A 24,923-nucleotide genomic window follows, 5' to 3' on the forward strand; every position below is an offset into this window, starting at 1 on the left:
CCCGCGGTCAGCAATTGCCAGGAGATATCGCTGTCGGATACAGGCCCCGGACTGGACACTCTTCCCTGGCCAGCCCAGCAGCGGATGGATCAGCACCCCTACAGTTCGTCATCCACGATGCGAGGTTGATTCCCACACTCCGCAAACAGTGGGAGCACCCAATTACTCCCACTGCAGATCTCGCATGCTGTCGTGCTGGCGATCATCGCCGACCAGGCGCGCTGCTGTCGGCGACATCACGCGGCGAAATTCAGTAAACAGCCACCTTCGAGGAGTCGCGTCACCCGTTCTCAGTGGCCACCGACGTCACCGAGACACGGCCAGCACGGCCCCGCACTGCCTCCACCTGGAAGGACACGTTGAAAACGCCATCGCTCACCGCAGTGTTCCCAAGGCCGCCGGCCCGGCGGCCGGTTCTCCTGATGACCCTCGGCTCCTTCACCATGGGCACCGACGCCTTCCTTATCAGCGGTGTGCTGCCCTCGGTTGGCGAGCACCTTGGCGTGTCAGTCGGTACCGCCGGACTGCTCATCACCGTGTTCGCCGCTGTTTACGCCGTCGCCGGGCCTTTCCTCGCTGTAGCTACCGGCACCATCGACCGCCGACGAGTTCTCACAGGAGCGCTCTTCGGGTTCGTCGTCGCCAATGTGCTGGCGGCGGCGGCACCCAACTATGCGATCATGATGATCGCGCGCGTCCTGGCGGCCTTAGCTGCCGCTGTCTTCATGCCCGCTGCCTCGGCCAGCGCAGCGACCATCGTGGCGCCCGAGGAGCGCGGCCGTGCCCTGACCGCCATCCTCGGCGGCCTCACCATCGCCAGCGCTCTCGGTGTCCCCCTCGGCACGCTGATCGCCGGATTCTCCAACTGGCGCGCTGCTTTTGTATTCGTCGCCGCACTGAGCCTCGCGGCGCTCTTGGGTCTGGTTCGAGCCCTGCCAGCAGTGCCGTCGTCCGGCGTCGCCTCACTCTCCCAGCGGGCCAAGGCCGCGGTGCTGCCGCGTGTCCCGACCATACTGCTCGGCAGCCTGCTGACCTTCGCCGGCATGTTCGCGCTTTATGCATATCTGGCATGGCTCGCCAACGAGATTGGCGGCATCAGCGGCAGCGCCGTTACCTGGGTCTACCTCGCGTACGGCCTCTGCGGCGTCATCTCCAACTTCGCCGCCGGATGGCTCATCGACCACTATCCGCCACAGCGCATCGCTCTGATCTCCTCCACGATCCTGATCGCCGTCATGGGGCTGTTCGTCGTGCTGGCTGCTTACGGATCCGGCGGCGCCTCCACAATTGTCTGGCTGCTCGCTCTGCTCGTCGTCTGGTCGCTCGTCGGTTGGACGGTCAACCCCTCACAGCAGAAGCGGCTCGTCGATGCGGGTGGGCCGCATGCGCAGACGGTGCTGTCCCTGTCCGGCTCGGCCGTCTACGCAGGCCAAGCCATCGGCAGCCTCGTAGGCGGCCTCGTGCTCTCGCACGGCGCAGTGCCTCTAACCCTCACAGCGCTGGGCCTGCAGGTTCTCACCGTCCTCGTCATGTTCGTCTCCGCGATCAACAGGAAGCCGCCCGCGAAGACTCCGCAGGCGCCCATCGTGGCGGAGAAGACCGGCCCCACGGCTAACTGAACTCTCATCAGCCAGGCGGGGTGGCCACGACAGCGATGCCGTCGTGGCCACCCCGCTGTTCACTACCGCTGACGGATCGCGCAGGTGACGCGGACACTGGACATCCTGCGCTGCTTGGCATCCCGCACGGTCACGTCATAGGTAACGGACGTCAGCCCCCTGTGCAGGGCCACCGCCTCGCCGTGCACCAGCCCCGAACGCGTGGACTTGTGGTGCGTCGCGCTCACCTCGGCCCCCAGGGCGAGCCGGGAGGGACCAGCGTGGATGATCGCGCCGATCGACGCCAGCGTCTCGGCGAACGCCAACGAGGCGCCGCCGTGCAGCATGCTGTATGGCTGGGTGTTGCCCTCCACCGGCATGGTACCGGTGACGCGCTCCGCACCCGCCTCGGTGATCTTGATCCCGAGTTTGGTGTACAAGGCATCGGCCACACACCCATGGGCTTCCAGGACCTCCCGGAGCGCCTGTGGCAGGTGGTCAGGAAGGTTCGATGACGGGGCAGTGGCATCCCTGATCATGTCCATTGCGCCACTCTATTCCCGGACTTGAATATGGGAACAGATGCGCCCAGCGTCAAGTGCTCGCGGCAGTCAGCTTGACAATGCCTGGCCGCCAGCCATTCGCAGACGTGGCCGACGCAATGCGACGCAGCTCCGCTGTTCCGCCAGGACGTGGTAAATGTTGCCCACATCGGCCGGTGTGGCTCTACCCGCGATCATCTCGGGCCCGTAAGCACGGCGCGCAATGGATCACAGACGGGCCAGCACGTAATCGACCACGGCTCTGCCCTTGTACGGCGAACGATCTTCGACCGACTGCAACAGCGCATGTCAGCCACACTCGCAAACGCCCCGGGCCTGGGCCCGCTGGAGCTGCCGTCAGGAAAGCAAGGCCCTCGCCTTTCCAAGTGGTCCGGAGGGCTGACCGCCGGTCGCCTGCAACAAGGCAATCCGCCTGAACACAAATACTTGACAGGGAAGTGACCCGCTGCCCCGAGTGCAAGGCACCCCGCGACAAACAGCCGCCGTACCTCCTGCCCGACTCGGCTGCGATCGCGACCGCAGCCCACGCAGCCGTGAGCGCCAGCCAGGCAGCAAACGAATCCCTGGGCCGTGTGATGGCCGTCGTCACCGCGGCCGCCGTCCGTGACACCCTCACAGGCCACGGCGACAGGGCCCACTTCGACGCAGTCCGCCTCGAACTCGAGGAAGGCGCGGACGGTTCCCTGCTCGCCACCGGCCGGTACTGGACGGTCTCGGGCGAAGAGCGCACCCTGGCCCGCGACCTCGGTGACACCGATCCCGGAATCGCCCTCCACGACATGAACGAGTGGGTCGCTTACCTCAACGAGGGCAACCACCACATCTGGCGTCCCCTCTGCACCAAGCTGCTCGACCGCGACCGGAACCCGGTCTACGCCCTCGACCTGGTCAAGGCAGCTGGGCTCCTCTCCGTCTGACCATCTCTCTCGCCCACGCGCCGCGACAACGGGGGGATGCGCAGGTTAGGGGTGGGTTCACACCATTACGACATCACACTAGTATATGTAATGAGGTTCGGGGCGCCACTTCAGCGACAGTCTGCCCGCCGAGCCGTCCCCATTTCCCCGCTTCGCGCTTCAGGAGTTGCCATGCTGCGATCGCTGCGCCACCTCCTTCGACTGGCTCGCCTGCGCATTCCCGCCCGCCGTTTCACCGCCGGAATCGCGGCACTGTCGCCCACCGCCAGCGAAGCGTTCGGGGCCGACGCCAGCGCGGCGGAAGCCGTCGCCTACAACCGCAGCCGCGTGGCTACCGCGACAGCCGTCGCCCTCTACCGCAGCGGGCACACGCTGCCGATGCCGGACGACCACCTGGACGACGCCGTGCACGCCCTGGACTTCCCGTACTCGAAGCCGAGCCCGGAGACGCGCGCTGCCATCCGCGCCGCCCTCGCCGTCCTGGAAGCCGATTTCACCGTCACCGTGGCCCACTGATCACCCGTCATCCCCGACCCGCGGGCGCCCCGGCCACGGCGCCCGCGGGGGAAGGAGATCCCGTGTTCCTCGTCGCACCGGACCCGGCTCATGGTCTCGTTGTCGCACCGAGGTCCTCTGATGACCTCACGCCCTGGACCGAGGCGTACCTGACCGCCCAGGGGTTCACCTGGAGCCCCGAGATCGAGGCTTATACCCGCCGGTTGGACAGCAGTCCCGCAGCGGTGGAGCGCACCGCCGGCGTGCTGCGGGAACACGGCCACTACGTGTTCACCTCCAACAAGCCGCTGCCCACGGGCTGAACACCCCGGGCCGGCGCCTGCCAACCGTCCCTCCCCCTGCCGTCGTCGCCCCTTTGCACGGATGGAGTTCTGCCATGCCCCGGCGCCACCTCCAGCGACCCGTCCGGTACGCCGTCGCCGAACACGAAGGAACGCACCAGGTCGTTGACCAGCTCCACGGCTACGCGCTCAGCAGCCACACCACCCACGCGGCCGCCGAGGACACCGCGCAAGAGCTCGCCTCCAATCCGACCGCCGCTATCGCAGCCGTAGAAGCACTCGACGCAGCCCAGACCGGCCCGGCAGCGACCGAGCGGCGGATCCTGCGCCGGTACGGGTACGCCTGGAGCCTGCGTCAGGACGAGATGCTTTCGCTGCTGGGAGAGTTCAGCTACCACCGCCTCGAAGCCCTGGTCTCCACCGGTCACCTGACCGTGGTGTTCAGTCCGGTCGGCCAGCCGTTCTACACCACGCCCGAGCGCTTCGATCAGTTGTCGCCGCGCTGGATCGGCGACGGACAGGAGTCCTTCCCGGCCGTCGACCGCGCCCGCCTCGAGCGCCCCCGCCCCGCTCTTAAAGCCCTGTCCGAGCGCAGGCGCCGCGAGTTGTGCGAGCTGCACGGGATCGCGCTGTGGCGGTGCATGCTGTGCGGACCGCGCGAGCAGTTCGAGTGCCAGTGGGGAGCGTGCACCGCCAACGCCGTGACCACGTACTGCGAGCAGTGTGCACGGTTCGGCCCCCGGCGCACCGTCTCGCTCCCGCCTTCCCCCGACCACTGGTAAAGCCGCTGGTCACAGGGGGGTTCACACCACCCAAGAAAACACTAGTATTGATGTTGTTGGTCCTGCGGGAGCGGCTGACGGCGGCGGACAGCCCGCCGTCAGCCGCCACAGATGGAAGGACACCGCGTCGATGACACCCCTCGACCTCGCCCCACTCTTGGCCACACCGACTGTTCCCCCGGTGCGCGACGCACTCCGGCTGCTGCACCCCAAGGTCCTGGACGCCCTGATCATCGAGGCCCTGGAAGCCACCGAGGAGGCATGGCGGCAAGTCGCGGTCGACCGAGTCCGGGCCTTCGTCGCCGAACAGCCCAAGGACGGCCCGCCCATGCTTGCCGCGTACTTCACCACGGTCGAGCACAGGGCCGCAGACGGCCTGCACCTCCGATGGAATCCGATTGTGGCGGCGCTCGCGAGCACCGAGGACACTCCCGACCTCGGCCACACCCACACGGCAGCCCGTGCAATTGGGCTGGGCGAGCGGCTGGCGGCGCTGGACCGGCCCACGCACGAGGACGTCCTGCGTGTCCATCTGCCCACCGGGCGCATCACCCGCATGAGGCCCTGACGTCGGTCTGCACCGCCCTGCCGCGTACACATCCGCGCTGCACCACGGATTGCCGAGGTCCACCCCGATCCCCGGAAGGGGCACCCATCATGACCAACCCCGCTGCTGTTGCCACGCCCGAAGACCGCGCCGCGGGACTGTTCGCCGCAGCCTTCTGGACTGTGTTCGAAGACCAATCCTGGGTGTCGCTCACGGTCCACAAGGGCAACGGCTCCAGCATCTCCATCACCGGCAGTCTCACGGCCGAGTACCTCATGGGGTTCGACCCCGCGGAGGTGGCCACCTTCCTGACGTGGCTCACCGCGGCGCTGAGTAACCCCAAGGCCATCTGCGCCGTATCGGCCGCGTACGCGGGCTGCGACCCGATGGGGTGGGCGTGGAGCCTGCGGGACGGCGTCGCTCTGGACGCCGAGGCGGCCGCCACCGTGTTCGGCGAGAACGTGGAACTGCGGGGCGCCGAAGCCCGCCACATCACGCTCACCAAGGTGACGGGCCGGACCGACATGTCGGGGATCTCCCTCACCGAGGACGTGAAGGCGGTCATCAACAACCACGGCGGGGCCCCGCTGGATGCCTCCAACGGCCACACGATCGCGCTGCGCGCCCCGGGCACGATCACGGTTCACGTCAACGCCGCGGACGAGGACGCGGCCCGCGAGGTTCGAGGACTTCGACGTGGAGTTCCGCACCGGCGGAGGCCACCTGATCGGCCACGTGACCATCGATGACGCCGACGGCGCCGAACTGGTCAGCGTGGACGGCACGCCAGCAGATGAGCTCACCGGCTGACATGCCCGCCTGGACCTTCCGCCGCGCCCGCCGGCGGGAGGTCCGACTCGTCCTGTCGCTGTACACGCCCACGCTGCCCGCCCGTCGGCCCCTCCCTGGCAGAGCCCGACATCCACACCCCGCCCGTACCGATGAAGGGTCCCACCGTGTCCGCGATCCTCCCCCGACCTGGGGGCGCCCCCGCCGACTGGCCGGAGTTCTCCACGCCCGAACTCGCAGGCACCGATGCCCCGCAGGCAGCCGACGACTGGCCTGCGCCTCAGTTGACGTGGCGGCACTGCACCCCCCACGTCCTCAGCCCCGCCCGTGGCGACGTCGTCGACGCGTGGCTCATCCAGCCCGGCGCGCCCGGCCCCGTCGCCGTCGCCTATCGCCATCGGTGCGGCCGATCCCACCCCTACGGCTGGCGGTGCGGTGTTCTCGTCCTGGTCGCCGGACCCGACGGCCGCACCCGTATGGCGTACGACTGCACCGGATTCGGCATCGCAAAATCCGCCGCAAGCGCCCAGGACCAGGCCCTCCAGCACGTCGCCGAGCGGCACCAGGACGTGGCCGTGCCGTACGCCGCGCGCCTGCTGAGAGCCCGCCGCTTCTACGCGTGAAGGGAACCGCAGCGTGAAGCGCCCCCGCGTTCTCGACCTGTTCTGCTGCGCAGGCGGAGCGGCCATGGGCTACCACTTGGCCGGCTTCGAGGTCGTCGGCGTCGACATCCAGCCTCGGCCGAACTATCCCTTCCGGTTCATCCAGGGTGACGCTCTCGACGCCATGCGGGAGATGTGCCAGGAGTTCCACCTCGTCCACGCTTCCCCGCCCTGCCAGCGCCATACCGCCCTGACCAAGGGCACCAACCGCGGACGTGAATATGCCGACTTCCTGGACGAGATGAGGGAGTTGTGCCTGTGGTACGGCGTCGACTGGGTGATCGAGAACGTCCCAGGCGCGCCCATGCGCGCCGATCTCAACCTGTGCGGCGAGATGTTCGATCTCGGCGTCATCCGCCACCGCCAGTTCGAGATCGGCTGGATCGGCTCGCCTCCGGCCCGGCAGCCCGTACACAGGCGGCACCGGGGTCCGGTCCGGGGCTGGCGCCACGGCGTGTATCGCGACGGCCCGTACATCGCTGCCTACGGCAAAGGCGGCGGCAAGGGCAACGTCGCCGAGATGCAGCAGGCCATGGGCATCACGTGGACCAGCGTCCACGAGGAGCTCACCGAGGCCATCCCGCCCGCCTACACCGCCTATATCGGCCGCGAGTTCCTCACCACCGGGGAGTGGGGCGGCAATTGGATCCCGGACCCGGAGACCCGGGCCGCCACGCTCGCCCGTCCCGCCCTAGCAAGCGCGTAGCGCGCCCGCACGAAGGAGGCGTACGACATGCCCGTCCCGATCGTTTGCCACAACTGCCACAGCGGCCGCTATGGGGCCCTGGGCCCCGACTCCTACGCCTGCCAGTCCTGCGGCAGTCGAGCCGCCGAATCCGCGTTCCCCGTGCACAGCAACGAACGGCTCATGGTGATCGAGAGCGTGCTCCAGGTCCTCAGCGTTCCTGACGGCCACCAGGTGATCACCCCCACTCGGCGTTGCTACGCCCCGCACCTGAGCGCGAGTCTGACGCTTGCGTTGCGGCTGAACCGGACGCACCCGGTGTTCCGGCACGCTGAGGAGACCACAGCTGCCGAGGACCTGCTGACCGTCCTGGACACCGACGAGCGGGGGCCCTGGGTGCTGTCTCCGGTGGAACAGCGCGTGCTGCTGCGGGCCATGGACGTCCGGTGTGCGCTGGTGCCGTCTGCTTCCCGACAGCACCCCGAATTCGACGCCGAGATCCGCACCGCTTGCGCCCTGCGCCGGCGCCCATCTGGCACGTGAGCACCCTGCACGTTCTGCGTTCCGTCTTGGTCGTCAGTCGTGGCACCGCCCACTGGCCGCCGCGCCGAACGGACGGTGGGCGCCGAGCAGTTGGAACGCGGAAGGGCTTGAGCTGTACGCATTTCCGCAGGTCAGAGGGTATCTAGCCTTCACCCAGGTATACACTAGTATTTGAACTATGCAGGGGGTTGGTCCCCGGCAATTCGCCGACGAGGCATGAGAAGGAGAGCCACATGGCCACCGCCGTCTCGACACCGTCCGACAAGTCCGACACCCATGAGGAGGCCGTGCCGCAGATCGTCCTGCTCGACCCGGCGCTGCTGGTGCGTGACGAGTGCAACGCCCGCGAGCACGACACCGAGCCGGACGAGAAGCTCATCGCTTCCGTCACGGAACTCGGCGTCGAGGAGCCCATCAGCGTCAGGCCCCGCCCCGACGGCACCTACGGCGTCTTCAAGGGCTGGCGGCGCTCTCAGGCCGCGCAGCTCGCCAACACTGCCGCCGAGCAGGACGGCCGCCCGGTACGCCCCATCAAGGCGTACGTGCGTGAAGATCTGGTCGGCCGCGACGGCTGGACACGGTTCCTGTCACTGGTGGAGAACGACCACCGCGAGGGCATGAGCGAGCGGGACACCCTGAAGGCCCAGGAACTCGCCCTGATCGACATGACCGACCTGGACCGGCGCACGGCAGCCAAGGCCCTCGGGGTCGGCCGCAACGCGGCCAAGCAGGCCAAGGCGGCGCAGACACTCGACGACGCCACCTTGCGGCGCACGGCGGCGGCAGGCATGGACCTGGAACAGACCGCCCAGCTCGCCGAGGTCGAGGACGTGCGGGGCGCGGAGAACCGGCTCATGCGGGCGCTCCAGCGCGACGCGGACGAGGGCAGCGGCGGGCGCGGACACTGGGATCAGGAGATGGCCCTGCTGCATGCCGAGCAGGCCGACGCCGCAGCACGCACGAAGGTCCAGGAAGAGCTGAAGGCGGCGAACATCCCCGTGCTGGGCCGCGTGTCGTCGTGGCAGAAGGACCCCTCCCACCCCCTGGCGGAACTCACCACCGGTCTGGGCAACCCGCTCACCGAGGACAACCACAGGAGCTGCCCCGGCGGCATCACCGTCGAGCCGGATGACCATGGCCTCGGGCGCTCGCGTGGCGGCCTGACCACCAAGCTGCACCTGGCCGTCGAACAGGGCCAGAAGCCCATGGCGATTGTGATCACCGCCGGGCAGCGGGGCGACTCCCCGCAGTTCGAGCCCGTCCTGAAGAAGGTCCGCGTCGCCCGCCAGGGGGCTGGCCGTCCGCGCACCCGGCCCCGTCGGGTCCGCGCCGACAAGGCGTACGCGTCCCGCAAGAACCGTGCCTACCTGCGGCGACGCGGTATCCGCTGCACCATCCCGGACAAGGCCGACCAAGCCCGCAACCGCAAGAAGCTCGGCTCTCGCGGCGGTCGGCCGCCCAAGTTCGACGCCGAGGACTACAAGGCCCGGCACGCGGTCGAATGCGGCATCAACCGCCTCAAAAGGCACCGTGCCGTGGCCACGAGGTATGACAAGCTCGCGGTCCGTTACGAGGCGACTGTCCTCGTAGCGGCCATCAACGAGTGGCTGTGACCAGCACATTCGATACACGCCCTAGGACCGCACCACCTGGTACCGAGCGGGGGCACAGGCTGGAGGCGCAGATCCATTAGGAGACACGCTGGATGGCGAGGAGAGCGGCATCATCACCAAGGCGTCCGTGGGCGTGGGCCAACAGGTCTTCGTGGACGTAGCGGACGAGGTGTTCAGGGCCACCTGTGCCGTCCCAGGCGGCGATCCGCATGGCGAGCGGGTAGAAGGAGCCGTGTGGGCTGGCGGTCTCTGTAACGCCGTCGGTGTAAAGGAGCAGGACATCGCCGGCTTCGAAGCTGAAGGTGTCCACCGCGTACTGGTCCTCCGAGGGGGTGGCGATTCCTAGAGGGAACCCCGGACTGCGCGCATCCAGGGCGCTGACATCGTGCTTGTGGAGCAGCAGCGGTGGCGGATGGCCGCAGCTGATCGTCTCCACTCGCTCGATATTGTCGGGGAAGTCCAGGAGCAGGACGGTCACGAAGCACTCGCCGGCTTCGGGGTCGTGATCGGCGGCTTTGGCCCAACTCCAGCACATGGCGTTTCCCAGGTGCATGGCCATGCGTGGCAGTGAAAGGTTGCGGTACGCGGAGCCGTGGAAGGCGCCGAGCAGGAGGGCTGCTTCCTTGATGGCGGGCAGCCCCTTGCCCCGGACGTCACCGATGATCACCCGGGTCGCTCCGCCTGTGTGAACGGCTGCGTACAGGTCGCCGCCGATCTGTGCCCCCAGTTCGGCGGCGATGTAGTCGGTAGCGATGCACAGTGCTCCGCAGCGTTTGGGAAGTGGGCGTATCAAGACCTCTTGCGCGGCTGCTGCGATGGAGCGTGTATGTGCAAGTTGCCGCTCGCGCAGGTCGCGCACGGCACGGAGAGCGACCAGGAACCCGGAGACTATCGTGAGGCCGATGATCTGAATCTGGACTCCAGCAGTGATGCCGGTGCCCTCGAATAGGGGTGCGAGGATCTGACCCGTCACTGCAAGAAGGCCCATGAGACCCGTGAGGCGCGGGCCGGCGAACGACGCGGTGATGGCGGGAGAGACAACCAGCAATGGGCCTAGCTGGGACCCCTTGTCCGTCAGGACATCGGCGATCAGGATCAGCACGATCAGACAGAGCGGGATCACCAGAAGTGCATGGCTCGTCCGCAAAGGCGAGCGGTGCGCTGATGCATCGTGTTTCACGCTCACATATCCAATGCTTGCACCAGGGCGTCTGCGGTGAACAACTCTCGGGGCGCCCTTGCCGCGGGATCACTCACGACATGCCGGCGCGCTGGTTCGCCTGTGGATCGTTCCACCATCAGCGAGGTGCGGCTGCTGCTCGCTGGGTGAGGATGCACCATCAGTCCGGGAGTGTGGCTGGCCGAGGTTGCGGAGCACTCGCAGCGACCAGGATCGTTGACGGCACCTCTCCGATCTCTCCCGCCGCCAGTGATTTAACGCTCGCCCAGTCCAAACCATTCGATCACGTTCGGAATGCGGTTGGCTTCTCGGGTACACACCTACGGGGTTGTCTCACCTGACGTTGCCGGTGAGTGAGCTGGTCGTTTCCACCTTCACCGGAAGTGGCGTGGTCATTCCAGCCTGGGGCGGGAAAACTGGAATGTCAATTCCAATGTGTGCGGCTCTGAGTCTGTTGTCGCACGGGAGGGCACTGCCTACAGGTGAGGGGCTCGCGGCTGGTGGCGTCGCCCGGGCCAGCAGTGCGGACGAAGACGTCTGCCGAGGCGGCCTGGGGCGTGACCAGGAGAAGACGCAGCCCTCGATTGGCCTGCCGCGCTCAGCTGGCTGGCGTAGTTGCCCAACAATCGATAGGTGATCCGATGAAACACGCCTTGAGCTTGTTCTTTATCTACCAGGATCTTCCGGGCTTGCCGATGGCCTTGAGGGTCTCGGGGCGTTTGACGGTCTTTCCGACGTCGTAGCGGGGTGCCCGGTGTTTGTTCTTGGCGCCGGGTGGCCGTCCGGGGCCGGTGCCTCGGGGTTTGGGAACACGGGCCGGGCAGGCCAGGTGAGCGCGGATGTTCCTGAACCCTCGGCGGACCCGAGCGGGGGTAAGCCGGCCGGAGGCAGCGGGCTTCTCCCAGGGTCGGCGGAGGTCCCCGGCGAGGGGCCGGGCGAGCCGGAGCTGGGTATGAGCGACGATCAGGATCCAGGTCCAGCGGTCCGCCGCCTCGGGAGTACGCAGTTTCGGAGTGGTCCAGCCGAGCGTCTGCTTCGCGAAGCGGAAGGTGTGCTCCAGATCGAAGCGGCGGAGAAATGCCTGCCAGAAGCGGTCCACGTCGTCCGGGGTGGCGCCCGTCTTGGAGGACCATAACCACACCGGCGGGGCATTCCGGTCCTTCGACAGGTACTCGACCTTCAATCGGATCAACGTCCCTTCTACCAAGGGAAGTTCACCTTCATGGTCGAGCCAGGAGGAGCGGTGAGTGAGCCTCGGGTGGACCCGGTCCCATGCCTGGGTCTCGGCCTTGCCGTAGTTGGCGGTGTCCGTGACCGTGGTGATCGCCGGCTCGGGCCAGGTCTCCGGCTTGGCGAAGCGGAATTCCGGGCCGTGCTTGGGCGGCCGGCCGTTGACGCCATGCATCCTCGGTGGTTTCGGCAGACGCATCACACGGTCGGAGCGGACCCGGCCGACCAGCTCGACCGGCAGGTCGCGCAGGACCCAGGCCAGGCGGGTGACGTCGTAGCCGGCGTCGCAGACGATCACGATATGCGGGTCCCCTGTCTGCCACTGGCCGGCGGCGATGAGTCGCTCGACGACACCCCTCAACTGGGCTGCGGTGATCGCGGTCGCGTCGTCCGCAGGGCCAAGCCGCACCGCGTCCAGGATCGCGGTCCAGGACGTGGCACCCGGCTCCAGCACGGCCACGAAGGAGTAGGGCCAGCCCGGGATGAACTGCGATGCCGTCTTCGCGCGACCGTAGACGTGACAGAACAGCCGCTCCGCCGAGCACGGCGCGTCCGAGCGAAGCCACGGCGACACGTCGACCGCCAGGACCAGGCGCCCGCCGTCGAAACGCGGCAGCGACAGCCCGGCCAGCATCGACCGCAGCCGGGCCGGTGTCGATCCGGCCGTGATTCAAGCCTCCGTACATTGCGCCGTGCCCACGACGGTGCTCGGGCAGCAGCGTCAAGTCCACCGGGGATTTCACCGCACCGTCCGCACACAGCACCGCGTCTGCCAGCTCGAACAACTCGTCCCGCCGAGCGGTCAGACACTCGTAGAACTCTCCCCGGAAGCGTGACGCTTCCGCGAACGCTCCCCTCCGGACAGCATCAGGCAGCAGACTCACCCTCACGGCCTTCGTCTTGGTCACGTGCACCTTGGTCGGAGCACATGATCAGACGAAGGCCGCCCCCACGTCCGGCGAACCCCCAGGTGAGCGACCCAATTCGAGACACCGTTCGAGGCCGGTAGATAAAGAACAAGCTCAGGGACTGGCCGACGACATTGCCCACCGTGCCCGGAAGTGCCACAGCCTGCGCCACATCCGTCAGGGCCGACTGCATCTGACCCGACAGATTTCGTGCTCCAGGAAGCCCACTCAACCGCGTACGGCGAAGCACGTAGTCGTCGAGCGTCTCACCGGGGTGGTTGTGCTCCCAGTAACGTTGCAGGGCCAGGTCAAAGGTCGGCATCGGCCCACCGATCTCCGCTGCGGCCAGCCGAATCGCAAGCACCAGGGACTCGAAGTCCGCCCCCGAGTCGCGCGCCAGGTCAATCCGTACCGGTACAACGGGACCGATCCCCGCATCGAGTTGCGGCCAGTGCCCTTCCTGGCTGAGCCCCTGCCCTAGGTGCTCAGCAACGCGCCGCGAGAGGGTCGATTTTCCGATGCCTCCAACGCCGTAGAACGTGAGGACGTTCCGCCGCGGCGATTCAAGATCCTGAACATCGAAGCCACGCGCTCGCGTCGCTGAGGCGAGGTTGGAGAGGCTTCGGGCTACAGACTCCCATTCACCGAGGCGGTCGGCGAAGTAGTCGACTGCCTTGACCTCGTGATGGTTGGAACGGAACAACGCCCTCAGATCGGACCGCTCACCTGTGCCCCCTGTCTCGATAGCAAGGCCAGAAGAGCAGCGCGTCTGACCCCCAGTCAAGCCCATACGGAACGGGGCTGCGGGTTTTCAGCCCCTGGGCGGTTCTGCATGGCGCTTCTGCGGCGTCGACAACCTTGAGATAAGAGGACGCGTGATGCTGCCAAACAGGGGCACGGAGGACACCGAGGCCCAGGCGGGTATACGGCAGGACGAGGCCTCCGGCTCCGCTTCGATCCTCTCGGACGTGAGAAGGCCACCCTATTCAGGGTGCAGATCGAGGCGCGCGCACGCTGACTCTGGGGCCCACTCCCCGCCTTCGAGCCCCGCTCGGCCTCCATGTCTCTGACCAGCACAGTCTCCGCCCCCACGGTGTCTGCGGCCAGCTCAACATCTGGGAGCGAGTGAAGCGACGGGATCTGATCCTCGCGCGTTGCCCCGCCTCGGCTGGGAGTGAATCTGCCTGCCGTTGGGGTTCGTGGGCGGGCGACCGTCGAGGGTCAACAGGAGTGTCATGTCGGTGCGGCCGCGCCGAACCGCGTTGATAGCCAGTTCATCGACGATGAGCACGGCAGCGTCTCGCTCCTCGCGGCCGATCTGCCACAGTCGTAGCAGATCATCGGCGAAGCGGCGCACTGTCCTCACAAGAGCTGCCTCGGTATGAAGCGTCATCGCCGCGGACTTCGGCGCCTTCCCGCAGCTTCCTTCCGCCTCCGCACCATGCGTCAGCAGAGCCACAACTGTCGGCGGTCTTCGGCATGTGGTGGCCTTCTCGCAGCAGGTCCCAGAGACCGTCCCGGTTCTCAGGCAACGGCATATCCAGAGTTGGTGGCCGGGAAATGTGCGGGTCACCGGCGGCAGGACAACATTGGCAACCCGCACGGTCGGGGTCGTCAGGCGTGCTGGTGCGGCGCGACGAGAGGGAATTCGTTGTCGGTGTCGGCGACGATGTTGAAGTAGTTCGTCAGGATGTTGAGGGCGAGGTTACCGACGACCTCGGCGTCAGTGACGCCGGCGGCGCGAGCGGTGTCAAACACGGTCTGATCGACAGTCCCGCGGCCGCGGGCGATGGCGTCAGAGAGGGCGAGCAGGGCGAGGCGAAATTGGCCAGGATGGGCGACGACCAGTGGCGCAGAACCCAGTACAGGGAGGCCTGGGCACCTGTGGAGGCAACACCAATCACGACGAACCAGAACACTTCCCTGGTCAGCGCGGTGCGGCCCGGCCGGGTGGAGGCGCTGTGCTGTGCGGTGAGACGTCGCACCCCGCCATCATGAGGCCACCGTGCGACCCGTCGAGCCAGGCGGAGCGCCGGTTCCACCGTTCGGCTGGCAGTGAACACCCACATGCACGCCAGGCACGGAAAGCCGACCCGATCTGTGCCAACTTGTAGCTGCCGACTTAACGGGCACCGATGGCTCGGTGGGATTCAATCCCCCGCTTTGAGAGTCGGCCTGGGACAGAGGAGACGGCCGATATGGGCAGTGGCGGACGGCCGCCGGCCGCCAGCTCCGGCGAGCCGCGGCGCCCGAGATCGGACGAGGGCCATGCGCGGGGGCGCCTGCAACGCGTTCGCGCTGCCGTGGCGGCGCAGGCCACCAAGGGGACCGCTCGTACGCGGGCCCTCGTGCGGCGGGTCGAACGGACTCCTGCGCCTCCGGGGCCGTTTCGTCCCGGCTTCTGGCGCAGTCCCCTCCGCGGGCCCTGGCTGACGTCCGTGTTCGGCCTGGTGCTGCTGATCGGCATCCCACTGATCTTCGTCACCGGGATGCTCTCCTACGTCTCCTACAACCCGGGACTCGACCGCATCAACGATCAAACCCCGGACAAGGGCCTGCTGGGCTTCTACCTCTTCGCCTGGCCCACTCATCCGTACTGGCTGTACCGGCTGACCCAGGGCGTGCACGTGACGCTCGGCGTGGTCCTCGTGCCCGTACTGCTGGCCAAGTTGTGGTCAGTGATCCCGAAGCTGTTCGAGTGGCTGCCCGTCCGCTCCGTCGCCCACGGACTGGAGCGGTTGTCCCTGCTGATGCTGGTCGGCGGGGTGATCTTCGAATTCGCCACCGGCATCATCAACATCCAGCTTTTCTACGTCTTTCCCGGCTCCTTCTACACCCTGCACTTCTACGGCGCCTGGGTGTTCATCGCCGCCTTCGTCGTCCACGTCAGCCTCAGACTCGGCCGGATGATCCGTGCCCTGCGCTCCCGCAGCCTGGCCGTGGAACTGCGCACCGACCTCGCCCACACGCGGCCGGAACCCCCGGACCCCGACGGCCTGGTTCCGACCACCCCCGCGCCGCCGACGATGACCCGGCGCGGTGCTCTCGCCATGGTGGGGGGCGGATCGCTGCTCCTCCTCGTGGTTACCGCAGGACAGAGCATCGGTGGCTGGCTGCGCAGCACCGCCCTTCTCGCGCCGCACAACCGTGCTCCGGGCAGCGGCCCGAACGGCTTCCAGATCAACAAGACGGCAGCTTCCGTCGGCGTCGCTCCCGTGCACGTCGGCCCCGGCTGGCGGCTGGAGATCCACGGCCCCCGCAGGGCGCTTGTCTTCACTCGTGCACAGCTCCTGGCGATGCCCCAGCATGCCGCCGCACTGCCGATCGCCTGCGTGGAAGGGTGGTCCACTCCCAACCAGCAGTGGAGGGGCCTTCGGCTGGCCGACCTCGCCGCCCTGGCGGGCCTTCCCGACGCCGGAAGCGTCCTGGTGCAATCCGTCCAACCCCCCGGCCCCTACAGCTCGGTGGTCCTGCGGGGCAATCAGATCCACGACCTTCGATCGCTTCTCGCCCTGCGCGTCAACGGCGCGGACCTCTCACTCGACCACGGCTACCCGGCCCGCGTCATCGTCCCGGCCAACCCCGGCGTGAACAACACCAAGTGGGTGCACCGGCTCACCTTCAGGACGTGACATGGTGCGCTTCATTCGCTGGTACGGCTCGGGCCCCCTCCACCTTCTCGTCCTGATCGCCTCGTTCGCGATCGCCGGCTACGCCATGGTGCGGCTGTTCGCTGTCCGTCCGCTCGAGGTCGCGATCTGGTTCGTCGGCGCGGCGATCCTCCACGACCTGATCCTGCTGCCCCTGTACTCGCTCGCCGACCTGTCGGCGCACGCTGTCCTGCGGCATCGCGCCACCCACATGCCACAACCGCCGTGGATCAACTACCTGCGCGTACCCACCTTTCTCTCCGGTGTGCTGCTGCTCGTCTGGTTCCCCCTCATCTTCGCCTTGTCGGCCCCCTACCCAGGCGCCACCCGGTTGTCCATAGACGTCTACCTCGGCCGATGGCTGGCCGTCACCGCGGTGCTCTTCGCCGCCTCCGCCATGGCCCTCGCTCTCAAACTCCGCCGCATCCGGCGGGTCGCCCGCGCCGACGAGGAACGACCTGCACCAGGTCACGACGCCACATCGTGACGACCGACGAGGACGGTCCGCCCTGCGTCAAAGAAGGCCCCTTTGCGCTCGCCCTGCAGGCCGGCGACGAGCCGGTGTACCTGCGGCTGGCGGACGGGGGTCGGATCCGGATGCCGGTGCATCGCTGGTATGCGCATCCCACCGTGGCCGACGAATCAGTACTCAACCGCTGCGTCGGCCCCGTTCTCGACGTCGGCTGTGGACCGGGCCGGCTGTGCCGGGCACTCCTGAGTCGCGGAGTCTTCGCACTCGGCGTCGACGTAACCCCCCGAGCGGCGGCCCATACCATCGCTTTCGGCGGAATCGCACTGTGCCGATCCGTGTTCGACCGGCTGCCGGCCGAAGGAAGCTGGCAGACCGTTCTGCTGATCGACGGCAACATCGGAATCGGCGGCGACCCGCGCGCCCTGCTGGGCCGCTGTATCCAGCTCACCGCTCCGGCGGGCCTTCTCCTCGTCGAAGTCGACCCCGACGATGTCGAGAAACACTGCACCGCCCGGTTCGAAGACATCCATGGCCAAGAGGGCCCATCGTTTCCCTGGGCACGTCTGGGAGCACCCGCACTCCACAGGATCGCCGAGGACCTTACCCTCAGCGTCACCGAACAGTGGAAATACGACCACCGGCGCTTCCTTGTCCTCGGCCGCCAGGACTCGGCCTCGAAACCATGCTGATGAAGCGGGGCCGCCTCGCCCCACGACAGCGGGGAGACAGACGTACGTCGAGCGGGGGCGAGCACCAGGCCGTGCCACTCGCTCGGCGCAACTGCCGACAACCGGCACGTGCGATACGCCCATCGTACTGATTGGCTGGAGGTGAATCCGCTGGTCAGGAAGGCTGGGATCCATGACACCCATCAGGCACTGGGAGAGACCAACGGCGCAGGAAACTGCTCACATCGTTCCGGCCGGACCCTGTCCGGCCCACAGTGGACGGGCTGCAACGCATGAGTACGCGGCCGATCGGTGACCACGCCCTGCTGTCCGACTGCCGCTCGGCCGCGCTGGTGACCTCCGACGGCTCGGTGGACTGGCTGTGCCTGCCCCGGTTCGACAGCCCAGCGATCTTCGCCCGACTCCTCGACGATGACGCCGGCCACTGGTCCATCCTCCCCACCACCGACCCGGTCGACATCAACCGCCGTTACATCAAGGACACCCTCGTTCTGGAGACGGTCTTCCGCACAACCAGGGGCACCGCAGTCCTCCGGGATGCCCTTGCCCTGGGGCGACGCGAACGCGGACATTCGCTCGGCACCGCTTCCCCCGGAACGCTGCTGCGGCAGATCACCTGCACCGAAGGGCAAGTGGACATCGAGATCACCTACTCGCCGCGCCCGGAGTTCGGACTCGTCCACCCGGTCCTCTCAACCGTGCGAGGCGGGCTCGCGGCGTACGGGGGCGCCCATGTCCTGCTGCTGTCGAGCCCCGTCGACCTGCGGGTGAGCGGCTCCACAGCGCACGGCCGAATCCCACTCTCGGCGGGGCAGCGCCTCGGGTTCGCTCTGCACGTCGTGCCGGCGTGGGAAAATGAGGCGGTGGGCTGGCGGGCAGGGCGGATCCGGCACCGCATGTCCGACACCGTCAAAGGTTGGCGCTCCTGGTCCAAGCTCCACCGCGGCTACGTCGGCCCCTGGCAGGACGAGGTGGGCCACAGCGGACGCGTGCTGCGAGCCCTGACCTTCGCTCCCACTGGAGCCATCGTCGCCGCAGCCACCACCTCCCTACCCGAGACAACGGGCGGGATGCGCAACTGGGACTACCGCTACACCTGGGTCCGCGACGCAAGTTTCACCCTGCAAGCGCTCGCCACGGCCGCCTGCGAGAAGGAGAAGAACCGGTTCTTCGACTTCCTCGCCCGAGCCGCGGCCACCCAACTTGACCGCGGCGTCGACCTGCAGATCATGTACGGCATCGGCGGAGAACACGACCTGAGCGAGCGGCTCCTCCCCCACCTGACCGGCTGGCGCAACAGCCGTCCCGTTCGGATCGGCAACGACGCCTGGCGCCAGCGCCAACTCGACGTCTACGGCGAACTCCTCGACGCCGCCCACGAGTGCCTCCCACCCGGGGACCGCCTGGCCCCGCCCACCCGCGCCTTCCTGGTCCAGGCGGCCGACGCAGCCGCCCGTCGCTGGACCGAGCCCGACCAAGGCATCTGGGAGAGGCGCGGGCCCAGCAAACACTTCCTGCACTCGAAACTCATGTGCTGGGTCGCCCTGGACCGTGCCATCTCCATGGCCCCCGCCCTTCAGGCCCACGAACGCTTACCCTACTGGCGCCACGAACGAGACAACGTCCGCCAAGCCATCGAAGAGCACGGCTGGAACCCTCGTTCAGGTGCCTTCACCCAGGCGTTCGGCAGTGACGAACTGGACGCCTCGGCGCTGATGCTGCCCATCGTCGGCTTCCTGCCTCCGCAGGACTCTCGCGTCCAGTCCACCGTGCTCGCGATCGCCACCCGGCTCACCGACCACAACGGCCTAGTCCGCCGCTACCTGGGCGACGAGATCGAGGAAGCGGAAGGAGCCTTCCTTCTCTGCACCTTCTGGCTCGCCCACGCTCTCGCCCTGACCGGTCATATCGTCCGTGCACGGCAGGTGTTCCAGGCCGCTCTCGTACACGCCAACGACCTCGGCCTGCTTGCCGAAGAAACGGACCCCAACACGGGAGAAGCCCTGGGCAACTACCCCCAAGCCTTCAGTCACATCGGACTCATCAACGCCGCCCGTGCCGTCCGCGACGCCGAACAGCATCCTCCGTCGCAAGGAGTCAAGTAAAATCCTCCCCTATACGGATCGAGTTCAGTGCGCAGCTGGGGAGCAGGCCAGCGTGGATGACTCACCCTGCGCACGCGCCTCTCTACAGTGAGCGGCATGCGAGGACTCCCGACCCTGACAGCCGTAGCTGCCACGGCGGCACTGCTGGTGTGCACTTCTTGCTCAGACATGTCAGAACACCCCCCCAACACACGCACGCCCTCCACGACCACCACACGCACCGCCACTGTGCCGGCCGGGCCCCTCACCCTCACGCGGGGACAGGGATTCGACCGCACCGGAGCATTCACCTCGCTCATGACCTGCGACGACCCAAGGGACTACTCGCCAGGCCTGAACTTCGCGAACGTGCCGACCGGAACACGGGAACTCGCCCTGACCATGGTCGACCTTGATAACCACAAGATTCACTGGCTCCAACTCGGGATCCCCCCGAGTACCCGCGGAATCAGTGCCCACCGCCTTCTCCCAGGCGCCCGGGAGGCACTCAACGACTTCGGGGAAGCTACCTACGACGGGCCATGCCCGCCCCACGGCAAAACCCATAGGTACCAGTTGACGCTGTACGCGCTACACGAACCGGTCCCAGCCTCCTTCGATGGCGGCACACCACCGGCCCGGACTCTGCAGGAGATCAAGCGGCGAGCCTTCGCCTCGGCGGAACTCGTGATCCCCTACACACGTCACTGACACCACCGAGGGCCACCACGTCTCCGACGTCACAGCCCTCTCGGCTGGCAGCCAGATCATGTGACATGACACTGCACTCTCTGCGTAGTTCCTGTTCGACCCCCAACGTGATCGCCATTGGCCTGCGCCATGCCGCTGGTGTTCTCCAACCCGGCAGCAACCATGTGCCGAAAGGGATCACTCATGCGCCGTGACTGGAGCCAGGGCGCCGTGGCATGCCCGTCGAACCCGCTCGAAGCCCCCCGGCGCCCTCCGGCGAACGCTTCCTTCGAACGGCCGCCGGAGTTCCGCCTTTCGCCCCATCCCGGTGTCTGGGCCCCTGTCATTTTGTACCTGTAGCGAGGTCTGCCCCCATTCGTCGCTCTTCCCCCGCACCCGCACCCGCAGAGGGTGTTCCGCGGCGCCATGCGCCTGACCCTGCTCGATGAGTGCCCCGGCAACTCGGAGTCGGCGTCGTCTGTCCGGACGACGGCCCGGAGTTCAGCGCCCTCGCGGAGCAGGTGCGGGCGGCCCTGAAGAGGAAGCCCCGCAAGGAGTCGGACCTGGCACGCCGTGACCGGCGCGTGCTGTGCATGGCTGTGCCGCTCCGCACTAATCCGGGAGCCCCTGATCTCTCCTGAAAGGCATACTTCCCATGATGACGACAAACACCCAGAGGATTCTCGACCTCGCCGCGGCCGCACCGGCCAGCGACGGCGAGGACCTGTTGCTACTCCTTCGCGAAGCGAACGAGCTGTACCAGGAGGGCTTCGAGGCCTTGCGTCGCACCGCGGCAAGCCGCTTCTCCGGGCTGTCTGCCGGGGAGCTCGTGGCGGCCGCGAACACGGCCGGCATGCCCTGCGACGCATCCCAGGACCGTAGCGAGCTGCTCCTGCTGCTCGCTCTGACCGAGTGGGAGATGACCCCGGCGGCCATGGCCTACTCAGAGATGGCAGTGGACGCCGCCCGTCGAGGAGTCAGCCTCCTCCCGGAGGAATGACGCCAGAAAACGGGCCGGGATGGTTCAGGCGGCTGGACACTCAGCCAAACATACGCCATTATATGTGTTACGAGTCGGGCAGGCCGGCTCCGTGACGATGGGAGGGTACAGGTCATGGCTGCCCGATCCACGCCACAGATCGTCGAGGCTGCGGAGATCGCCGCGGAGCGCGGGCTGACGCCGGCGCGCATCAGTGCTCTGTACCTCGAGCGGGAGACCAGCGGTTTCCCTGAGGTCGTCGGTCACCGCGGCCGCGCCCGCCTGTGGGACAAGAGTGACGTCGATGCGTGGTTCGACCAGCGCAAGCCGCCCCGTCTGCAGGAGCACAGGCCGCCGAAGCTCGATCCCGACGAGCTGCTCACCGGGGCCCAGGCCTCCCGGTTCCTCGGCTACAAGAACCCTCAGCAGGTCAACACCTATGTGCGGGACCACCCCGGCTACTTTCCCGAGCCCGACGTCGTCGAGGAACTGGGCACCCCGGAGCGGCCCTACCGCCGGCCGAAGTGGTACGTGCGGACACTCCTGCAGTGGAAAGACTCCCGCCCGGGCAGCGGAAAACGCAGCATCGAACGCGCAGCGCCCGCCCTGCCGGACGTACCCGTCGACGGTGACCCGGACGAACTGCTGGGCGCATCGCAGGCGGCGGCCCTGCTCGGATTCAAGAGCGTGAACTCCTTCAGCAGCAGTCTGGGCCAGGGCAACCTGCCCCTACTGAAGACCGTGGACGCCACGTCCGAGAAAGGCGGGCGCCGCCGGTGGACCCGCCGGCGCATCCTCGAGCAAGCCGCGCAACGCACAGCCAGGTAACACAACCGGCGGGTAGCCGTCTCGGCCCACCGCCCCTATAGACGCGGCATCCGGTTATGGGTTGTTGGTCCCTTGCGGACCGGATGTCGCACGATGGCCGGCATGGCGTGGCTCGCCACCACGCCCCGCAGCAGCTTCGGCTGCTGCGGACCGGCCATCGCTGAACTCCCCCTGCACCGGCCGCCACCTTGCCGAGTCTGGTCGGCAGGCCCACAACGCCTCAGTCCTGCGTGTGGTCGGGGTCATGGTCGGGGGGCATGAAGTCCGACCACGAGAGTGTTTCGCGTTCGTGACCATGGTCGGGGGTAGATGGGCGGGGGTTGGGTTGGGGGTCACAGGTTTCGTCAAAGAATGACCAAGACCAGTCCCACGCCAAGAATCCTGACCACCAGCGTGAATCCCGTTCCAGCCGAATCGCTGCGTCACCAGGTCCTGGCCGCGATCGCCCAGCACCGCATCGCCACCACCAACCAGTTGCGCCGCATGCTGCGACCGGACGGCACACGGCAGCTGCTGTCCCGGGTTCTGCAGAAGCTGCGCTCTACCGGCTTGGTCGACTTCACGGTGCTACCGGATGATGGCCGGTCACGTACCTACGCCTGGTACCTCACGCAAGAAGGGTCGCGTCTGACCGGGGACCTGCCTGTCCTGCGGGGCCGGCCGCCGTACCCCATCACGTCGACCACGGCAGCATCGTTGAAGACACCGCACACGCTCGCCGCCGTCCGCGCCCACTTGGCCTTCGCCGAAGACGCCCGACGGCTCGGACACGAGCACGGCCCCTGGGACTGGACCCCCGAGGTGTCCCACTCGATCGGCGAGGGCGAACGGGTCGTCGCTGATGCCCTCATGTACTACACCGTCGCCGAGCACCAACAGCGGCGAAAGTTGCGCGCGTTCGTAGAAATCGACCGCAGCACCATGAGCGCGGAGCGGCTGGCCGTGAAACTGATCGAGTACGCGCGCCTGTTCCAGTACGAGGCCCAGCCCGTCGGCCGTCGCAAGCCGACCGCCACCGGTCCTGCCTGGCTGCGCTGGTATCCGGTCTTTCCCCGTGTGCTCTTCGTGCTGACCGGCGCCTCCCGCACCAGACTGGAGAACCGAATGAGCGACCTGCAGGCCATGGTGGCCCACCACCCGCTCGTAGCGGCCTTCGCCGGCGAAGTACGCCTCGGAGCCGCCGTACTCGAAGACCTCGAGCAACACGGACCCGCCCAGCCGGTATGGGTTCCCCTGACCGGCGGGAACCCTCGCCCGTGGACAGAATTGTGAGTCTTCTGTACGAGCGCTAGCTGAGGAACCGACCTGCCTGCGAACGTCAGCTCGAGCGCATCCGGGACGACGCGCTCGAGCACCTTCCACTCGGCAGTACGCAGCGAGGCCCTGACGGGAGCCGCTTGAGTTCTGGCGATCATCGCAACACTGGCTCAAGCAGCGAGTAGATCACGTAGACGCTCGGCTGGTGTATCCCAGTCGAGCGTCTTACGTGGGCGGCCGTTGAGTTCCTGTGCGACGTGTTCGAGATTCTCGGGGCTGTGCACGCTCAAGTCGGTTCCCTTGGGAAAGTACTGGCGCAACAGGCCGTTGGTGTTTTCGTTCGAGCCGCGCTGCCAGGGCGAGGCCGGATTGCAGAAGAAGACCGGCATCCCGGTGGCCATGGTGAACTACCCGTGCCGCGCCATCTCGGCCCCCTGGTCCCAGGTGAGAGAGCCACGCAGATGACGCGGGAGGGTCTGGATGGTGCGGACCAGGCCGTCACGGACGGCCAGGGCATCATGAGATCTGCCGGGCAGGTGGACCAGCATGGTGTAGCGGGTGGTCCGCTCGACCAGGGTGGCGATGGCGGAGCGGCCGTTCGCTCCGACGATCAGGTCTCCTTCCCAGTGGCCGGGCACTGCTCGGTCCTCAACTTCGGCTGGACGACTACTGATCATGACCATGGGTTCGTTGAACCGTGGGGAGCGGCGGGCCGGGTCACGTCGCGGCTTGCGGCGGGTGCGACCGGTGCGGATGGCTGCCTGCACTTCCCGCCTCAGACCGCCCCGGGCTTGGAAATACAGTGCCTGGTAGATCGTTTCCACGCTCACCCGCATGTCCTGGTCGTCGGGATGGCTCTTGGTCAGAGCGTGGCAGATCTGTTCCGGGGACCACCGTCTGCGCAGGCCGTCCTGGACGAAGTTCCGCAGCGGGCTCTCGCCTAGCAGCTTGCGTTCCTTGGGCCGGGACCGGCGCGCGGCGGAGGCTCTCTGCGCCGCGTAGGGGAAGTAGCCGGTGAGTCCCGCGTTGGCCTTCAGCTCGCGCGAGATCGTGCTTGCCGGGCGCCCCAGGGCCCGCCCGATGGCCCGCAGCGACTGCCCGGCTGCGTGCAAGTCGCGTATCCGCTCGCGCTCCGAGAGCGTCAGAAACCGCGGGTGCAGCCTCTTCTCAAGTGCCTTGAGGCTCACCGGCTTCACCGGTGTCGTGGTGATCACATCGGACATGGTGACGGTTCTCGCCGCGTAGTCCACACGCCGGCCATCGGGATAGACCCGCGCGTCACGGCTCTTCCTGACCCCGTAATCCCAGTCCTTGGCGGTGCGCTCATTAACCCCGACCTGCTCGGCGGCCTCGCGGCGGGAAAATCCTCGGGCCCGCAACTCGTCGTACTCCTCGCGCCCTGGATGCCTTCTATGTCCGACTTTGATACCGGCTCGGTAGGCTATGGCGAACGCGGTATT

Annotated in this window: 22 protein-coding genes and 4 pseudogenes; 20 read left to right on the plus strand and 6 right to left on the minus strand. The window is 67.5% G+C overall.

The genetic code is table 11. The annotated features are described in order from the left end of the window. Window positions 1-293: 293 nt before the first annotated feature. Entirely contained in the window at window positions 294-1,619 is a 1,326-nt protein-coding gene (locus ACSHXN_RS43865) for an MFS transporter (protein ID WP_438306574.1), read from the plus strand. Between the two features lie 62 nt (window positions 1,620-1,681). Here ACSHXN_RS43865 and ACSHXN_RS43870 read toward each other — a convergent pair whose 3' ends face one another. Beyond that, a complete protein-coding gene (locus tag ACSHXN_RS43870) occupies window positions 1,682-2,143 on the minus strand; it encodes a PaaI family thioesterase (protein ID WP_438306575.1) in 462 nt (153 codons plus the stop codon). A gap of 551 nt (window positions 2,144-2,694) precedes the next feature. Between ACSHXN_RS43870 and ACSHXN_RS43875 the strand changes: the two genes are divergently transcribed. The 11 genes and pseudogenes from ACSHXN_RS43875 to ACSHXN_RS43925 form a co-directional block, all read left to right on the plus strand. Further along, window positions 2,695-3,078: a hypothetical protein gene (locus ACSHXN_RS43875; RefSeq protein WP_438306576.1), complete on the plus strand. Its 384-nt coding sequence runs from the start codon at window positions 2,695-2,697 to the stop codon at window positions 3,076-3,078. A 171-nt stretch (window positions 3,079-3,249) separates the two neighbouring features. Further along, the gene (locus ACSHXN_RS43880; protein ID WP_438306577.1) at window positions 3,250-3,594 is read left to right on the plus strand and encodes a hypothetical protein; all 345 of its coding nucleotides are present in this window, start codon (window positions 3,250-3,252) and stop codon (window positions 3,592-3,594) included. A gap of 62 nt (window positions 3,595-3,656) precedes the next feature. After that, window positions 3,657-3,896, plus strand: coding sequence for a hypothetical protein (locus ACSHXN_RS43885; RefSeq protein ID WP_438306578.1), 240 nt, complete (start codon window positions 3,657-3,659; stop codon window positions 3,894-3,896). Between the two features lie 74 nt (window positions 3,897-3,970). Further along, window positions 3,971-4,657 (plus strand): hypothetical protein, encoded by a 687-nt coding sequence (locus ACSHXN_RS43890; protein WP_438306579.1) that lies wholly within the window; start codon window positions 3,971-3,973, stop codon window positions 4,655-4,657. 181 nt (window positions 4,658-4,838) lie between these two features. Continuing rightward, window positions 4,839-5,225 carry a hypothetical protein gene (locus ACSHXN_RS43895; protein WP_438306580.1) on the plus strand — a complete coding sequence of 129 codons (387 nt, stop codon included), beginning with the start codon at window positions 4,839-4,841 and terminating at the stop codon, window positions 5,223-5,225. Between the two features lie 89 nt (window positions 5,226-5,314). After that, on the plus strand, window positions 5,315-5,953 hold the full coding sequence (locus tag ACSHXN_RS43900; protein WP_438306581.1) for a hypothetical protein: 639 nt from the start codon (window positions 5,315-5,317) through the stop codon (window positions 5,951-5,953). A gap of 207 nt (window positions 5,954-6,160) precedes the next feature. Continuing rightward, on the plus strand, window positions 6,161-6,616 hold the full coding sequence (locus ACSHXN_RS43905) for a hypothetical protein (protein ID WP_438306582.1): 456 nt from the start codon (window positions 6,161-6,163) through the stop codon (window positions 6,614-6,616). 13 nt (window positions 6,617-6,629) lie between these two features. Then, the gene (locus ACSHXN_RS43910) at window positions 6,630-7,361 is read left to right on the plus strand and encodes a DNA methylase (protein WP_438306583.1); all 732 of its coding nucleotides are present in this window, start codon (window positions 6,630-6,632) and stop codon (window positions 7,359-7,361) included. Between the two features lie 27 nt (window positions 7,362-7,388). Beyond that, entirely contained in the window at window positions 7,389-7,883 is a 495-nt protein-coding gene (locus ACSHXN_RS43915; RefSeq protein WP_438306584.1) for a hypothetical protein, read from the plus strand. 233 nt (window positions 7,884-8,116) lie between these two features. After that, a pseudogene (locus ACSHXN_RS43920) lies at window positions 8,117-8,377 on the plus strand (ParB N-terminal domain-containing protein); the annotation flags it as partial. A gap of 645 nt (window positions 8,378-9,022) precedes the next feature. Beyond that, a pseudogene (locus ACSHXN_RS43925) lies at window positions 9,023-9,496 on the plus strand (IS5 family transposase); the annotation flags it as partial. A 76-nt stretch (window positions 9,497-9,572) separates the two neighbouring features. On the opposite strand, the gene ACSHXN_RS43930 reads toward ACSHXN_RS43925, so the two are convergent. The 4 genes and pseudogenes from ACSHXN_RS43930 to ACSHXN_RS43945 all read right to left on the minus strand — a co-directional run bounded on the left by ACSHXN_RS43930 (window position 9,573) and on the right by ACSHXN_RS43945 (window position 14,572). Then, a complete protein-coding gene (locus tag ACSHXN_RS43930; protein WP_438306585.1) occupies window positions 9,573-10,682 on the minus strand; it encodes a PP2C family protein-serine/threonine phosphatase in 1,110 nt (369 codons plus the stop codon). A gap of 664 nt (window positions 10,683-11,346) precedes the next feature. After that, window positions 11,347-12,790, minus strand: a pseudogene (locus tag ACSHXN_RS43935) (NF041680 family putative transposase). Continuing rightward, complete coding sequence (locus tag ACSHXN_RS43940; protein WP_438306586.1) at window positions 12,774-13,517, minus strand: hypothetical protein; 744 nt, start codon at window positions 13,515-13,517, stop codon at window positions 12,774-12,776. Before ACSHXN_RS43940 ends, ACSHXN_RS43935 begins: the two are co-directional and overlap by 17 nt. A gap of 911 nt (window positions 13,518-14,428) precedes the next feature. After that, entirely contained in the window at window positions 14,429-14,572 is a 144-nt protein-coding gene (locus tag ACSHXN_RS43945; RefSeq protein WP_438306587.1) for a hypothetical protein, read from the minus strand. A gap of 440 nt (window positions 14,573-15,012) precedes the next feature. Between ACSHXN_RS43945 and ACSHXN_RS43950 the strand changes: the two genes are divergently transcribed. The 8 genes from ACSHXN_RS43950 (at window position 15,013) to ACSHXN_RS43985 (ending at window position 23,478) form a co-directional block, all read left to right on the plus strand. Continuing rightward, on the plus strand, window positions 15,013-16,446 hold the full coding sequence (locus ACSHXN_RS43950; RefSeq protein WP_438306588.1) for a molybdopterin-dependent oxidoreductase: 1,434 nt from the start codon (window positions 15,013-15,015) through the stop codon (window positions 16,444-16,446). 1 nt (window position 16,447) lies between these two features. Further along, entirely contained in the window at window positions 16,448-16,951 is a 504-nt protein-coding gene (locus ACSHXN_RS43955) for a hypothetical protein (RefSeq protein WP_438306589.1), read from the plus strand. Continuing rightward, window positions 16,948-17,625, plus strand: coding sequence for a class I SAM-dependent methyltransferase (locus ACSHXN_RS43960; RefSeq protein ID WP_438306590.1), 678 nt, complete (start codon window positions 16,948-16,950; stop codon window positions 17,623-17,625). Before ACSHXN_RS43955 ends, ACSHXN_RS43960 begins: the two co-directional genes overlap by 4 nt. A 272-nt stretch (window positions 17,626-17,897) precedes the next feature. Continuing rightward, window positions 17,898-19,730 carry a glycoside hydrolase family 15 protein gene (locus ACSHXN_RS43965; protein WP_438306591.1) on the plus strand — a complete coding sequence of 611 codons (1,833 nt, stop codon included), beginning with the start codon at window positions 17,898-17,900 and terminating at the stop codon, window positions 19,728-19,730. A 297-nt stretch (window positions 19,731-20,027) separates the two neighbouring features. Further along, on the plus strand, window positions 20,028-20,420 hold the full coding sequence (locus tag ACSHXN_RS43970; RefSeq protein ID WP_438306592.1) for a YbhB/YbcL family Raf kinase inhibitor-like protein: 393 nt from the start codon (window positions 20,028-20,030) through the stop codon (window positions 20,418-20,420). Window positions 20,421-21,057: 637 nt separating this feature from the next. Then, a complete protein-coding gene (locus tag ACSHXN_RS43975; protein WP_438306593.1) occupies window positions 21,058-21,399 on the plus strand; it encodes a hypothetical protein in 342 nt (113 codons plus the stop codon). A 114-nt stretch (window positions 21,400-21,513) separates the two neighbouring features. Beyond that, complete coding sequence (locus tag ACSHXN_RS43980) at window positions 21,514-22,206, plus strand: hypothetical protein (RefSeq protein WP_438306594.1); 693 nt, start codon at window positions 21,514-21,516, stop codon at window positions 22,204-22,206. Window positions 22,207-22,557: 351 nt separating this feature from the next. After that, the gene (locus ACSHXN_RS43985) at window positions 22,558-23,478 is read left to right on the plus strand and encodes a replication-relaxation family protein (protein WP_438306595.1); all 921 of its coding nucleotides are present in this window, start codon (window positions 22,558-22,560) and stop codon (window positions 23,476-23,478) included. A 155-nt stretch (window positions 23,479-23,633) separates the two neighbouring features. On the opposite strand, the pseudogene ACSHXN_RS43990 reads toward ACSHXN_RS43985, so the two are convergent. Beyond that, window positions 23,634-24,842 (minus strand): annotated as a pseudogene (locus tag ACSHXN_RS43990) (IS30 family transposase). Between the last annotated feature and the right edge of the window lie 81 nt (window positions 24,843-24,923).

Origin of the sequence: Streptomyces sp. HUAS TT11, from assembly GCF_051553595.1 — a bacterium.
Lineage (GTDB): Bacteria > Actinomycetota > Actinomycetes > Streptomycetales > Streptomycetaceae > Streptomyces.